Source organism: Pseudoalteromonas piscicida (assembly GCF_002744175.1).
GTDB lineage: Bacteria > Pseudomonadota > Gammaproteobacteria > Enterobacterales > Alteromonadaceae > Pseudoalteromonas > Pseudoalteromonas piscicida_B.
Window position 1 is genome coordinate 40,816 of record NZ_NKHF01000076.1, and the last position, 13,230, is coordinate 54,045.

General features: G+C 44.0%; 13 protein-coding genes and 1 tRNA gene. 8 read left to right on the forward strand and 6 right to left on the reverse strand.

Annotated features, from left to right (window positions below):
* The first annotated feature begins 9 nt into the window (after positions 1-9).
* Positions 10-429 (forward strand): hypothetical protein, encoded by a 420-nt coding sequence (locus tag CEX98_RS16250; protein WP_099643080.1) that lies wholly within the window; start codon positions 10-12, stop codon positions 427-429.
* A gap of 65 nt (positions 430-494) precedes the next feature.
* On the opposite strand, the gene CEX98_RS16255 is transcribed toward CEX98_RS16250, so the two are convergent.
* On the reverse strand, positions 495-1,949 hold the full coding sequence (locus CEX98_RS16255) for a hypothetical protein (RefSeq protein WP_099643081.1): 1,455 nt from the start codon (positions 1,947-1,949) through the stop codon (positions 495-497).
* Positions 1,950-2,145: 196 nt separating this feature from the next.
* On the opposite strand from CEX98_RS16255, the gene CEX98_RS16260 reads away from it, so the two are divergent.
* Positions 2,146-2,838, forward strand: a complete 693-nt coding sequence (locus CEX98_RS16260) for a hypothetical protein (protein ID WP_099643082.1) — start codon at positions 2,146-2,148, stop codon at positions 2,836-2,838.
* A gap of 73 nt (positions 2,839-2,911) precedes the next feature.
* Here the strand turns inward: CEX98_RS16260 and CEX98_RS16265 are convergent, their stop codons facing one another.
* The 3 genes from CEX98_RS16265 to CEX98_RS16275 form a co-directional block, all read right to left on the reverse strand.
* On the reverse strand, positions 2,912-3,787 hold the full coding sequence (locus tag CEX98_RS16265) for a retropepsin-like aspartic protease (protein WP_099643083.1): 876 nt from the start codon (positions 3,785-3,787) through the stop codon (positions 2,912-2,914).
* A 66-nt stretch (positions 3,788-3,853) separates the two neighbouring features.
* The gene (locus CEX98_RS16270) at positions 3,854-5,233 is read right to left on the reverse strand and encodes a sensor histidine kinase (RefSeq protein ID WP_099643084.1); all 1,380 of its coding nucleotides are present in this window, start codon (positions 5,231-5,233) and stop codon (positions 3,854-3,856) included.
* Positions 5,230-5,925: a response regulator transcription factor gene (locus CEX98_RS16275; protein WP_099643085.1), complete on the reverse strand. Its 696-nt coding sequence runs from the start codon at positions 5,923-5,925 to the stop codon at positions 5,230-5,232. The genes CEX98_RS16270 and CEX98_RS16275 overlap by 4 nt, the downstream gene beginning before the upstream one ends.
* Before the next feature lie 533 nt (positions 5,926-6,458).
* Between CEX98_RS16275 and CEX98_RS16280 the strand changes: the two genes are divergently transcribed.
* Positions 6,459-7,103 (forward strand): NUDIX hydrolase, encoded by a 645-nt coding sequence (locus CEX98_RS16280; protein ID WP_242441735.1) that lies wholly within the window; start codon positions 6,459-6,461, stop codon positions 7,101-7,103.
* 20 nt (positions 7,104-7,123) lie between these two features.
* Here CEX98_RS16280 and CEX98_RS16285 read toward each other — a convergent pair whose 3' ends face one another.
* A complete protein-coding gene (locus CEX98_RS16285) occupies positions 7,124-7,981 on the reverse strand; it encodes a LysR family transcriptional regulator (protein WP_099643087.1) in 858 nt (285 codons plus the stop codon).
* 89 nt (positions 7,982-8,070) lie between these two features.
* Here CEX98_RS16285 and CEX98_RS16290 point away from each other — a divergent pair, with 89 nt between their 5' ends.
* Together CEX98_RS16290 and CEX98_RS16295 are read left to right on the forward strand one after the other, a co-directional pair.
* A complete protein-coding gene (locus tag CEX98_RS16290; protein ID WP_099643088.1) occupies positions 8,071-8,301 on the forward strand; it encodes a DUF2798 domain-containing protein in 231 nt (76 codons plus the stop codon).
* The gene (locus CEX98_RS16295; protein ID WP_099643089.1) at positions 8,282-8,581 is read left to right on the forward strand and encodes a putative quinol monooxygenase; all 300 of its coding nucleotides are present in this window, start codon (positions 8,282-8,284) and stop codon (positions 8,579-8,581) included. Before CEX98_RS16290 ends, CEX98_RS16295 begins: the two co-directional genes overlap by 20 nt.
* A gap of 56 nt (positions 8,582-8,637) precedes the next feature.
* On the opposite strand, the gene rtcR is transcribed toward CEX98_RS16295, so the two are convergent.
* Positions 8,638-10,233, reverse strand: coding sequence for an RNA repair transcriptional activator RtcR (rtcR, locus tag CEX98_RS16300; RefSeq protein ID WP_172439788.1), 1,596 nt, complete (start codon positions 10,231-10,233; stop codon positions 8,638-8,640).
* A gap of 255 nt (positions 10,234-10,488) precedes the next feature.
* On the opposite strand from rtcR, the gene CEX98_RS16305 reads away from it, so the two are divergent.
* The 3 genes from CEX98_RS16305 to CEX98_RS16320 all read left to right on the forward strand — a co-directional run bounded on the left by CEX98_RS16305 (position 10,489) and on the right by CEX98_RS16320 (position 13,222).
* Positions 10,489-10,559: transfer RNA gene (locus CEX98_RS16305), tRNA-Arg, on the forward strand.
* Between the two features lie 243 nt (positions 10,560-10,802).
* Positions 10,803-11,957 (forward strand): slipin family protein, encoded by a 1,155-nt coding sequence (locus CEX98_RS16315; RefSeq protein WP_099643091.1) that lies wholly within the window; start codon positions 10,803-10,805, stop codon positions 11,955-11,957.
* A gap of 38 nt (positions 11,958-11,995) precedes the next feature.
* The gene (locus CEX98_RS16320) at positions 11,996-13,222 is read left to right on the forward strand and encodes an RtcB family protein (RefSeq protein ID WP_099643092.1); all 1,227 of its coding nucleotides are present in this window, start codon (positions 11,996-11,998) and stop codon (positions 13,220-13,222) included.
* Positions 13,223-13,230 lie beyond the last annotated feature (8 nt).

Genomic DNA, 13,230 nt, shown 5'->3' on the forward strand with positions numbered 1-13,230 from the left:
AGAATAACAATGAAAGCAATCGTTTTAACTGCATTACTACTTAGTGGCCAAGCACTTGCAACGGACGCATTAGTCGAGTTAACGGAAGCGCCACAAGGCGCAGAGATTAGCATTAACAACCAATCGTTTGTGTCTCTAGGTAGCGATAACACAACTTTGGTTAAAGGCCTGCAATTACAATCACCTATCACAGGTGAACGCTATACAGTCACGGGTGAGATTATTGTTGAGCACTTTGCGGTTGTAAACGCTAGCACTTTTGCAAGCGACAACCAGCTGATACTCAGCTATGTTAGAGATAACCGTGCTATCTACAGACATGCCGATGCACAAACTGATCTTAGCGCATTAAACACCTTATTGCGCGCTCAGCCTGGGGTGATCAGTACGCAAATAGGTTTACAGCTAGAAGGATTAGAAAGCGAATAACCTAATATAAAAAAGGAGAGGTCATAACCTCTCCTCACTAACTCAGTCGCAAATAATTAGGTGAATTAGTATCTATTACAGATGTACTTATTTTCACCACTGCTAAAGTCTCTATCCCAATAACAGCTTTCAATTATCTTTTCTTTACAGATATGTGCAAACTCATGTGCAAACGTATACTTTGGCGAACCGCTTGGATCCAATAACATGTATCGATAGTTTGCTGGGTCAAATTTAATTTCCCATAACAGTTCTGGATTTGTCGGCGTTCCGCGTGTCACTCTATTTTCACGAGTCACTTCCATTGTGCCATCACAATCAGGCAAGGCAACCGTTGTCGAGAACTTTCCATTGGCATCAGCACGTAAAACACTCGAGCCAATTCTTCCTGTGTGGTCAATTGCATCCAACCCTATTAAAGCGAAAGGTACAGGTTCTCCTGCATCGTTTACAGCCGTTGCAGACATACCGATTTCTTGATGGGCTTCTAACAAGCTAGCAGACAATAAATTTGTCAGCTGTTCATTATTCCATGTATGGATTGTAGAGATCTTGGTTGCAGCATTTGCATCTGCAATCGTGAATGCATATTGTGCAGCCGTTGGTGGCTGGTTTGCACTATCGCCACGTACTAGGAAGATTGCATTAGAGCCTTTCGTGGTATTAATATTAACAATATTGTTATTTGGCACTTTCGCCCAACCAGAGCCATTCCATAACTCAAGGATAAACTGCTCGCTCGCGCTAAAACTCAGGGTAATTTGCTCTTGCTCCTCACCTACTTGGTAAACAAAGTAATCAAGATCATTCTGGTTATCAATATTACCTGAAATTGTTCCATTAGCAGGTAATATAGTCGCCTGTCCAGGTTTATCGTTTGACTCTTGCTGGTCAAACTCGGTATGACTAAACCATCCCATGATGCTCTGCTCTTCGCTGAATCCTGTCACAGCTTCGGCAGCAAGAATATAAACACCAGCATCCACCTTTTGCACCACACGCTCTGATTGTGCAGTCGTAGAATTACCTAAATCCAATGCTGTGAAGCTATTGTCATCTTCCAGCTTGAAGAGGTACAAGTTATAATCAACTCCCGTGGGAATGTTATTTAAAAGTCCTTCGATTTTAGTCGGCTCGGTCACTTCTGTGCTATAGCAACGGATCTGACCTTGCTCAGTGAAATTAACATACACACCATTATCTAATGGAAGGTCTGGACACCCACTTCGTTGTGCAGGAGTTGGCTCGGATTCAGCATTAACAGTTTCTGATTGTAAAAATAGTTGTGATTTCGCTACCGAGTTAAATCCAGGTTGGCGGATCTGAAATGGAAAGTTTTTATCTAGTTTTAACTCTTCGTCAGCGCGAATGTCATGAGTATCGAAATATGTGCCAGGTAAATCATAAACTGTGACAGGCTGTTCGGCTTGAACGGAAAGTTGAGACGGAGTCGCAGCAACCGAGCAAGATAAAGAGATTGCCGTTGCCACAGCGGATAGCAGAAGTAGTTTATTTTTCATCTAATGATGTCCTTTCATGAGGTTAAATTATTGCTTAACTTTTGCAATAAAATTTATCATAATGTAAAAAACCACAACAAACAATAGTGTTTTCAAAGCAATACACTAAACTCGGACAAGTTGAAAAACACCCAATATTGGTTTAACTTTAATCAATATGATGATATCAATCTAACCAGCTAAGGAAGGAATACCTATGGTGGAGATAAACCGTTTTGCTGTAAATTCAAATGAAGGCAAGATCACCCCGAATAAGGCAGCAACAGAGCAGCTAAAAGACCATCGTGTCGTACCAGAAGCCCCCAGTGGCTATACTGACAGCAACTTAACAATAAGCCTTGCTACTTCAGATATCTCACCAGAAGCAGACGCCCGTTTAAAAAGAGAAGGAGAAGAGGCGTTTGCTAAATACACCAAAGAGTTTGAAAAAACACAGCAAGCACTCCTCACCAGTGTCGATGAGTTTGCACGCTTCAAAGAGCAACAAAAAGCAAGTAACCCGCATTTAAATATGGATTCTTTAGACCTAACACAAGCGGACGATGGTAGCTTAGCATTGGTCGGTGGTAACTTATCAGGCTCACAACGCGAAGAACTAGAAGCACAGCTCAATGAGAACCAGACTCTAAAAGATGCGTTTTCTCAAGTACATAAAGGCCTAGTTAGCGTATTGCATTACAGAACGTCAGAAAACCAATCTATTACGGAGAAAGATCTTCAAGGCGCAATACAACTCAACGACTTAACAGAGAGGTATTCCAGAAAGTTTAGCCCTGATGGTTTTGGTCAAGACTATACAACATTGGAAGAACGTATTATGTCAGATCCACTTCTATTTTTTGGCAAAATGGCTGATTTGCTTGACCCAAAAATAAATGTAATGGCTTAAGAGACCATCTAGAGATGATAGACACGGCCACTTTGAGCACCGTGTCTATCACTACTGGACTTTATTCGATATATCAAAAGTAAATTTTGTTCTCAGCGTAGTCGATAACTAGCTTGTCATCGTTAAAGTTACTTAAACCAAGGAGGATAAATGGCTCATCTTTATATCCGAGTCCCTCAAACACAGGCATATCCGATAAGTGACTTTCGGTATTGATGATTTCCTTGCCACCTAAGCTAAAACGCAGTGATTCTATGGCCACCTTTTTGTTTTCTATACCATTCAGGCCTCGGCTGATGTCTTCTTTACCAAGCGTCAAAGATAGCTTATTTGCCAAATGTGAGTTGACGTAATTAGTTGGAGCGCCGGTATCTAGTAACGCATCCACCCGTTCACCATTAAAACTTGCTGTGAGTTTGATAAAGTCGTCGTCTATCGTAAAACGCGCACTTTGTAGACCTTGTGTCACACTACTTGGGCAATCTCCTTGATACAAACTAAACGCATTATTTTTAAAATCAAACACATTACAATATTGCGACATATATCCATGCCCCAAAATGCCAGGCAGGACGCCTTCCACCTCTAAGTTATCCATATCTTTAAATACATAAGGCAGCGACTCAATTGCAAAGTGCCCCACACTCGTGTGCTCTATTTTTGTCAATTCCAGTTCTGAATTACCATTGGCCCCTTGCACCTTCATTGTACTTATTTTGTCTTCTGGCAAGGCTAATTTTGCTTTCATGTCTAAGGGCAAAATACCAACGTTCGCGGCAGTATCTAAAATCATGGGATGCGTGATCTGATGATTAAGCGCTGTCATCACATAGGCGTGGCCCTTCACGGTGTATTTCATTGGTAAGGTTAGTGACTCAGGCTCAATAGACGCAGTGCTCCCACAACCAACGGTAGTACATACTAATGCTGATAAAATAATTGCTCTCATAATCTTGCTCTCAAACTGTTGATGTTTTTGTTGAGCTAACTATGCCGAGCAATTGTCAAGCAATTATCAAGTTAGTTGAGAAAATCTGAGCGAAAAGCTCGCCCCTTGATTTTCAGTACTAGTCGCGGTCAATGTCGCACCCATCAGCTCGGCAAGTTGACGGCAAATTGGCAAGCCAAGTCCTAAGCTAGATGTATCATGGCGTGACGCCTGAACACGATAAAAGCGCTCAAACACTTGCTCTAATTGAGTGGGCGACATGCCCTGACCGCGATCAGTGACAGTGATAACCAGCTCATTGTTTTGGTAATCTAGATGCAGCGTCACAATGCCGCCATCTGCGCCGTATTTAAATGCATTGTCGAGCAAGTTCACCACTATCTGCCTGACTCTTCCGGCATCAAGTGTCACGATTACGCCCGCTTGAATCTCCGCTTCCAAAGTAACTCCCTGTTCCTCTGCCTGTGCTTGGTAACGCACCAAAAGTGATGCCAGCAACTCCGAGAGGTCCACTCGTGCCGGTGACAAAGTCAGTTGCTTTGACTCAGTTAACGACAATAAACACAGGTCGTCGATAATGCGATTGACGTTATGAAGGTCTTGAGTGATCACCGCTAACTGAGCCTTATCCATCGGGACTATGCCATCTTCCATCGCTTCCAAGCGCGAACGAATGCCATTTAGTGGTGTTCTAAGCTCATGAGATAAGTCGGAATTCATTTGTTTATATTGCTGGTGTAACCCTTGTAACCACGCAGCAAGATTATTAAAACTATTGATGATTTCACCCACTTCATCATGGCGCTTCAGCGCCAAGCGAGTGTCTAACTCGCCCGACTCTATCGCCTTAAAGCTACGTTTAAGCTGTTTAAGTGGCGACAAAAAGTACCACGAGCCCAGCCAAGCAAGTAATGCAGCTATAATCGAGAGAATAACCAAAGCAACCATAAAATCATCCAGCATCGCTTGCTGTAGCGCTTCCTTTTCAAACGATCTATCTAGCAGTACCTTAGGGAGCCAAAACAACTCTTCATTTTGCGACAGTTCATGCTGCACTTCATTAAATTGCACCACAAAGGCTGCAACACCGGGATGATGAATTGAAAATTGATGACCGGATTTGACCTGCTCGTAATCGATAGTGAGCGTTGGGTCGAGCGTTTTTTCACTCGCTGTTAAGTTGGCGTCCCGCCAAATAAATAGCTGTTCAGGAAAGGTCGATGCTAAAAACGTGAGCGTCGCTTCTGGACTTGTAAACGTGTTGCCAGCCAATGCTTCTTCCACTAAATCATCATCAAGTAATGCATGACCAAACGTCACCGCACTTTGCTTATTAAAGGCTAAAAAAGTGCGCTCGGCTGAGTTTTTAGATAGTTGATAAAAGCTCCCGAGTAGCGCAAAGGTGCAAAGCGCCACAAGTAAGGTAAATTTGGTTTTTAGTTTCATAGCGATACCTTACGCGCGATAAACTGATAGCCCTGACCGTAACGAGTAGCGATAAACTTGGGCTCTGCTTTGCTATCACCTAGCTTTTTACGCAAGTTAGCTAAATGAGTATCGACAGCTCGGTCCGTAATAGGCGCATCACCTCCCCACACCTGTTCAATTAATTGCGCTCGGCTAAATACTTGTTGAGGCTGCTTGGCCATGGTCAGTAATAACTCGAACTCCACAGCCGTTAACGCTGGTGTTTGCTGTGTTACCGTTACGGATTTGCTCTCAAGGTTGATACTTAAGCCATCAAACAACAAAGCAGTACTCTGCTGGCCGCAATAACTACGCTTACATAGAGCCTTTGCTCGTGAAATGACCTCTCTTGGACTATAAGGCTTACAAACATAATCATCCGCACCGAGATCAAATCCCGCAAGGCGGTCGGTTTCAGACACTTTGGCGGTCACCATAATGGTAGGTATATTGCGCGCAACGGTTTCTTTTAACAGATCACGGCCGTCACCACCGGGTAGCATGACATCTAAAATAGCGAGCTGAAATGTTAGATTTTGCAGCGCTCTATGAGCATCTGGGGCGTTATCGAAATGGACAACCTGCATATCCGCTTGTGCCAGATATAAGCGTAAGATCTCGGCACTGCTTGGGTCATCTTCTACATATAAAACGGTATATTGGTTAGACATTGTTGAGATTAATTTAACGAGTTAATGCTGAGATTCTTAAAGCCGCTTTATAACCACAGCACCTCCGCATGACGAGGGACATTTGTAGCCACGTTGCAGGGTGATCTTTCAGCTAATAATTTAAGTGACTTTACTATGCCACAGCCTTACTCGTTAAGGAACGTCATACTTACCTCTACCGATACCGCTTTTAACTATCGCATAATAAAACAGCATCCGCTCCCTATCCCTTCCAGCCACTATAACCATTTAAAATAAAAGGACTTTTACATTACTTGCAAACTCAAAATAGCAACCTTTGCAACTCAAAATTAATAGTGTCACAAAGACACAAATGCACAACAACACAAATTTTGATCAAAAACCAAGATAGTGTCATAGGGACAATATACTCCTCTTATTAACATTGAAACCTTTGTTTTGCTTTAACCTAAACAATCGTTTATTGTGTCCAAAAGACATTAACTAAAAAACCAATGAGCTCAGAACACAATTTAACCCAGTTTCACCCGCCTCTTTTTTCAGTAGACAGTGTGTTATTTACAATTTGGCAAGGTAGCTTAAAAGTCCTCCTCACCAAACGCCCCCATGCGCCGTTCAAAGGCCGCTGGGGATTACCTGGAGGGTTTGTTGATGTTGAGCTGGATGACAACACGGATATGAGCGCGCTGCGTAAGATCAAAGAGAAAACCAGTGTTGCCCCACAATACCTAGAACAACTTCAGGCCTTTTCTGGGATCAACCGTGATCCGCGAGGCTTTAGTGTCACCTTGGTTTATTACGCCCTGATTTCACCTCAGCAAGTAGCAACACAAATAGATTCGGTAGATGATGTGAGATGGGTGGATCTTAGCGAGATCCCAGATCTCGCCGTGGCTTTTGATCATAAGCAGATTATTGAAAAGGCCAAAACAAGGTTGCAGCAAAAAGCGTTATATTCCATGATCCCGGTTTATTGCTTACCTGATCAATTTACCATTGGACAACTCAAAACCGCCATCGAAGCCATTATCGCCAAGCCCATTCAGCGCAAGAGCTTGGTAAGACGTATTGAAGCCTCAAATATGTTTGAAGCACTAGATGAAAAGGTCAAGTCAGGGGGACGTTTAGCACAGCTCTATAAACTAAAGCCTGATGTCGATATTGTGCATTTTGAGCGAAATCTGAGTTTAGGATAAATGCGACTGTGCGGTATTCATTACAGAGCTAAAACGCCCCCTTGCAAATAATCGAGCTCCTGACACCGCATTTGCAGTAATTCAATAAAATCTCTGGTGTAAGTCGGTGGGGTTCGTTGGTTTGGCCAAAGCGCGTAGATGCTGCGAGTAAATTGGCAGTCACCGATATAGCTAAATGCGGTTTGCGATTGCGCTGCCAACGCTGCTATTTCTGTCATCGGTAATACCCCCGCACCGTTAGCCGAGCCTACCAATTTACGCACTAAGGTAATATCACCCACATAAGAGACGTGACTAAACTGCGCCAGCAGTGCTTGCCACTCATCGGTTGCGGGCAGTTGCGATGCTTTAAAGGGCAAAAACAAGGTTTGTGTAGTCGCGATCTCCTTGGCTACCACCGCTCTTACCACGATTTGACCCAGCCGTTTTTGATAGACACTTGAATCATCCAGCTCCCCAACTCGCACGGTTAAATCAAATCGCTTTTGACTGAGTAAAGCCACACTATTGGCGGGCTCCACATGCAATTGGATCTCAGGATGCTGGGCCTGAAACGATTGCAGCGCATTATACAAAGGACCAATCATTAGGTTTTGCGGGCATAATAGGTGGAAAGTGGACGCTTCTAGTGTTGATAACGCCTCACTTTGCGCTTGCAAGGCGAGCAAAGACTCCGCCATTTTATCCACCACCGCCTGACCATGATTCGTTAATGTAAGTCCTCTGGCGCTACGCAGTAAAAGCGGATAACCGAGCTTCTCTTCCAGCGCTAACATCCGCTTAGATAAGGTCGGCGCGCCTATGCCAAGGTCTTCTGCCGCCTTGGCAAAACTTCCTCGGCGGCTTACCTCAACAAAGAGTCTTAAGTCATCTAGCATGGTTATCTCCGCAATCTTAGCTTTCCATTTCTACCATTCTGATCGGCTGGCAATTCCCTACAATCATACCAACAGCTAGAGGAGGAAACATGCAAAAACTCATTTTTACATTACTGCTGTCATTGTGCCTGTCGTTTATGGTGTCTGGATGGGTCACGTACATCAACTTGGGATTAGTGATGGACTTTGCCACGCGATGGGCACATGCCTTTGCCAACGCTTGGCCGGCTTCTTTTACCGCCGCCTATGTTTTATCAGCCCCAGTTACCGCCGTCACTAAACGCATTATGGAGAAATACCATGGCCAACAACCACAATAACGTCAACTTTATCGCCCATATCACACCTAAAACCGAGCACTATCAAGATTGTATTTCCGCAATCCAAGGGATCGTACCCGCCACTCGAGCAGAAGCAGGATGTTTACGCTTTGAACTTTATGAGAGTGACAACCGTACCCAGCTCACTTTAGTTGAGCGTTTCATCGATCAAGCCGCATTCGATTTTCATCACCAGCAAGCTTACACCAAACAGGTATTTGCACTGTATCAAGAGTGGCTGGCAAAAGCGGTAGATATTATCGCCATCCAACCACTTTAGCTTGCACTGTTAAGAAGTTAAGCGCTTCTTCATAAGCAGTGAAGAAGCGCTCAGGGTTAGCCGTGTATTTGACGCCAACTAAGGCCAAATTTAGCGAGATATTTTTGCAGTCTTGTGGAGTCATTCACCTGTGACTTTTTGGTGCGGCTCACATTAAATAGCTCTCTACCTGCAGCTGCCATACTGGCGTGACGAGCACAGACAGTGAGCACAAAATTTAGCTGGTTTATATCAAACGTATCCAACTCGGCAAGTTGTGCTTTGGATAGGTACTTATCTAGATTTTCATCTCCAGAAACTTGCTCTCCTGCATACCAGTTTTGCTCAAGCCGCTGAATTTCTTCTTCTACGTCGTTCACCGCTATCCGAGAGGAGTCTGCCAAAGTACACAGGCGCGTGATAGCCGAACTTAAATCACGAAAGTTGCCTGACCACAAGGCTCGCTCCGACATTGCAAAACGTTCAAATAACATTTTTGCTTCTTTATTAAAGCGTACCCTTTCACCCATTTTTTGCGCATACAGGTCTATCTCGTAATCTATATTAGCTGGAATATCTTCCTTTCGGTCTTTTAGCGCTGGTAATCGATATGTCCATAGGTTGATCCGTGCGAGTAGGTCTTCTCGAAATCGGCCTTTACTGACCTCTTTAAACAAGTCGCGATTGGTTCCTGCAATTAACTGAAAGTCACTGGTTATGGGTTGATCGCTACCGACCGGATGAAACGACTTATTTTCTATTGCATGCAATAGCATGGCCTGCTCTTCAAGACCTAGCTCACCGATTTCATCTAAAAACAACACGCCTTGGTTAGCGGTGCGTAAATACCCGTCTCGCGCTTGTTGTGCCCCTGTGAATGCCCCCTTAGTATGACCAAACAATGCAGCCATGGCATTTTCGCCCTTGAGCGTGGCGCAGTTCACCGAAACAAATTCTCCGGCCAGCATTGCCCGTTTTTTCTTTAGTTGAAAAATACGTGTTGCCAACTGGCTTTTCCCCGCACCAGTGGGCCCAGTTAACAGCATGGGATCTTTAGCGCGTATTGCCACCTTTTCAACTTGGGTGATCAGTTGGTTGAACGCCTCATTGTTAGTTTGGATCCCCCCTTTTAAAAACGCTTTGCCCTCAAGATGTTCACTGTCGAATCGAGTAGCTAGCTGGTCGTATTTGGATAGGTCTAAATCGATAATTTGAACCTGCCCTACCGATTTGTTTTTATTGCTGTTGTCTGGAGAAGTTTGCACCAAGCGGCCTGGAAAGTGGCGGCTCTCAGTTAATAAAAAACTGCAGATCTGTACCACATGAGTACCAGTGGTGATATGAAATAAATAGTCACATTTATCGGTATCAAACACTTGGGCTTGGCACCAATCGAAAAGTTTGGCGTACACCTCCTCAAAGTCCCACGGGTTGCTGAAGTTGATGTTGTGTAATGTAACTGTCGACTCAGGCGACACACTTTCAATATCAACCGCCACATTGTTGGCTAGCCGTGTACTGTGATTGTCGTGTAATAAATGCAGCTCATCAATGACCAGATCCGGTTGGCTACAAAGGCTTACATTGGGCCGCCAACGTGCCCACCTATCCACTCGCTTGCCAACAAAGTCGAGCTGAGTACCAATCAAACTTACCGCTACTGTCTTTTTCAAAGCCATATCCATATAGATAGATTAATATCTATATAATTATATTTGGATGTTTTTAAAATCTCTATCAATTTCACAAATCACGGCTAAAAACAAAAAATAAGCAAATAAAAACAACAGGTTGAAACTTTATTTTTAATTACTTCTCGTTGTTGGCACATAGCTTGATATCTATAGGCTGTCTGGTTATGTGGAAGTGACTCAATCCTCACTCCGGTGCGCTGAACACTGTGACTGCGTATGCCTAACCACACAATAATTTAAGTAGCTCAGTCTGGTAGAGCAACGAAACACGATTTCGTCGGTCATGGGTTCAAATCCCATCTTAAACCTTGGTAGCTCAATGGTAGAGCCGTGAACATTAGTTCGCTTGTTGTGGGTTCGAATCCCACCCAAAAAACTCATAAATATACGTAAATACATATTGTTAGTAAGCCGTCATGGCCGCTGACTGATAACCGCAACATGTCGCCGGATTGGCATAGGCAGGACGCCACTTCCAGTCACTAAACATAGCGCCGTTACCGCTCAAGCTAGCGACCCTTACTAACAAACCATAAAGGAAAACAAACATGTTAAGAAAAACAATCAGTGTCGCAGAAAACGCAAGAACATTTGTATTCAAAGAGCAGCAACTCATGCAGGTATTAACGCCGGGGAAACACGCTTTTTGGGATGTGCAAAATACCCTTTCGTTTCGCACTTTTGATATCAACGCCTTATATTTTTCTGAGCCAAATGCGGAACGGTTATATCGCAATAACCCAATGCTTGAGGAACATATAAGCCACTGGAAACTAGACAGTAACGAAGTTGGCCTGCTGTACATAGATGACTTACTCCGCGGCATTGTAGCACCGAGTGAGCACCTATATTTGTGGAAAGACGCTGGTGAAATTCGGCTTGAACGGATCGCCATTGATAACCACATAGAGCTTGATGAACGCACGCTATTTTTAATCAACCGAGCGGGTGCAAACGCGGCTTCAAGATTAATAAGAAGCGATCGTACCGTTGCGATGAAGCCCATTGCCGACCTGAGCGTGGCCGCGGAGCATGTGGGATTACTCTATATTGATGGTCGTTTTGTTAGACGCTTAGCGCCTGGACAACACGCATTTTGGCAATTTAACCACAGCATCACGTTAAAATCGTTTGATACCCGAGCACAACTACTGGAAATATCTGGCCAAGAAATTTTGAGCAAAGACCGCGTGAGTTTGCGAATAAATTTAACGGCAGGGATCAAAATTGAAGATGCCGAATTGCTCGCACAAAGCGTGGAGAAAGTCGACGAATACATATATAAAACGCTGCAATTGGCCTTGCGTGAAGCGGTAGGAACCAAATCATTGGATGATATCTTATTGGATAAGTTATATATCAATGAAACCGTGAGAGAACTTGTGACTGCGTCACTGGCAGGCATTGGCGTATCTTTACAAAGCGTCGGCGTGAAAGACATTATTCTGCCTGGAGAAATTAAAGCCATTTTAAATCAAGTGGTTGAAGCGCAGAAGGCAGCTGAAGCCAATGTAATTAAAAGGCGCGAAGAAACCGCGGCGACACGGAGCCTGCATAACACCGCAAAAGTGATGGAAAACAACCCAACATTACTGCGCTTGAAGGAGCTTGAGGCATTAGAAAAGGTCGCAGACAAAATTGAAAACCTGACTGTTTACGGCGGCTTAGAAGGCCTGATGAATAACACAGTCAAAATTGTCTAACGATAAAAAGAAAAATAACGACAGCATAAGGAACAAATATGTGTAGTAACTACAACACCATCAATAATGACGGAAACGTGCCCATAAAGGCATGGACGCAAGGCGTACCTTTTGAAATAGAGGCGCAGCAACAGCTTAATAATATTGCCAGCTTGCCGTTGATCCATTCGCATATTGCGGTGATGCCCGATGTGCATATGGGCAAAGGCGCAACGATTGGTAGCGTGATCCCCTCGGTAGATGCAGTGATCCCCGCAGCGGTAGGGGTAGATATTGGCTGCGGCATGGTTGCCACCAAAACGTCACTCACAGCCAACCAGCTACCAGATAATTTGGCTAGTATTCGCCATGCATTTGAAGCGGCTGTGCCACATGGTCGTACCGGAGGAAAACGTGGAAAGCGTGACCGAGGAGCTTGGCATAACATCCCCGATATTGTTGCTTCTGAATGGCAAAAGCTAGTATTAAGATTTGAGAAAATTTGCGCCAAGCATCCCGCTATCAAAAAAAGTAATCATGTGAACCATCTTGGTACAATGGGAACAGGCAACCACTTTTTAGAGCTTTGCTTGGATGAGAATAACGCGGTGTGGATTATGCTGCACTCAGGCAGCCGAGGCGTTGGTAATCGAATTGGCACCTACTTTATAGAGCTGGCTAAGCAGGAAATGCAACGTCATCAAATTCACCTTCCAGATATGGACTTAGCCTATCTAAAAGAAGGAAGTGACTACTTTGATGATTACGTTGAAGCGGTTGAATGGGCGCAGGATTTTGCCGCTAAAAATCGTGAAATCATGATGTTTAACGCGATAAAAGCTTTAAGGTCGCAGATCTCAACGCCATTTACAACCGCAGAAATGGCCGTAAACTGCCACCATAATTATATTTCTCGCGAGCACCATTTTGGTAAAGACTGCTACGTCACGCGCAAAGGCGCAGTACGTGCACAGAAAGGCGAAATGGGGATTATTCCAGGCAGCATGGGCGCACGTTCATTTATTGTAAGAGGACTTGGCAATCCCGATAGCTTTAATAGTTGTAGCCATGGCGCAGGGCGCATCATGTCGCGTACTAAAGCCAAAAAAGTATTTAACGTGAAAGATCAAATCGCTGCAACTGAAGGGGTAGAATGCCGCAAAGATGAAGCCGTTATTGACGAAATCCCTCATGCGTATAAAGACATTGAAAAGGTCATGGCGGCACAACAAGATTTAGTAGAAGTCGTACACACGCTGAAACAGATTGTGTGCGTAAAAGGATAAGTATAGAA

Excerpts from the sequence above, each read along its gene's own strand:
- CEX98_RS16295 (WP_099643089.1), top strand. The coding sequence starts at position 8,282 with ATGGCCAACAACCACAATAACGTCAACTTTATCGCCCATATCACACCT.
- CEX98_RS16265 (WP_099643083.1), bottom strand. The coding sequence starts at position 3,787 with ATGAGAGCAATTATTTTATCAGCATTAGTATGTACTACCGTTGGTTGT.
- CEX98_RS16250 (WP_099643080.1), top strand. The coding sequence starts at position 10 with ATGAAAGCAATCGTTTTAACTGCATTACTACTTAGTGGCCAAGCACTT.
- CEX98_RS16260 (WP_099643082.1), top strand. The coding sequence starts at position 2,146 with ATGGTGGAGATAAACCGTTTTGCTGTAAATTCAAATGAAGGCAAGATC.
- CEX98_RS16315 (WP_099643091.1), top strand. The coding sequence starts at position 10,803 with ATGTTAAGAAAAACAATCAGTGTCGCAGAAAACGCAAGAACATTTGTA.
- CEX98_RS16270 (WP_099643084.1), bottom strand. The coding sequence starts at position 5,233 with ATGAAACTAAAAACCAAATTTACCTTACTTGTGGCGCTTTGCACCTTT.
- CEX98_RS16320 (WP_099643092.1), top strand. The coding sequence starts at position 11,996 with ATGTGTAGTAACTACAACACCATCAATAATGACGGAAACGTGCCCATA.
- CEX98_RS16275 (WP_099643085.1), bottom strand. The coding sequence starts at position 5,925 with ATGTCTAACCAATATACCGTTTTATATGTAGAAGATGACCCAAGCAGT.
- CEX98_RS16255 (WP_099643081.1), bottom strand. The coding sequence starts at position 1,949 with ATGAAAAATAAACTACTTCTGCTATCCGCTGTGGCAACGGCAATCTCT.
- CEX98_RS16285 (WP_099643087.1), bottom strand. The coding sequence starts at position 7,981 with ATGCTAGATGACTTAAGACTCTTTGTTGAGGTAAGCCGCCGAGGAAGT.
- CEX98_RS16290 (WP_099643088.1), top strand. The coding sequence starts at position 8,071 with ATGCAAAAACTCATTTTTACATTACTGCTGTCATTGTGCCTGTCGTTT.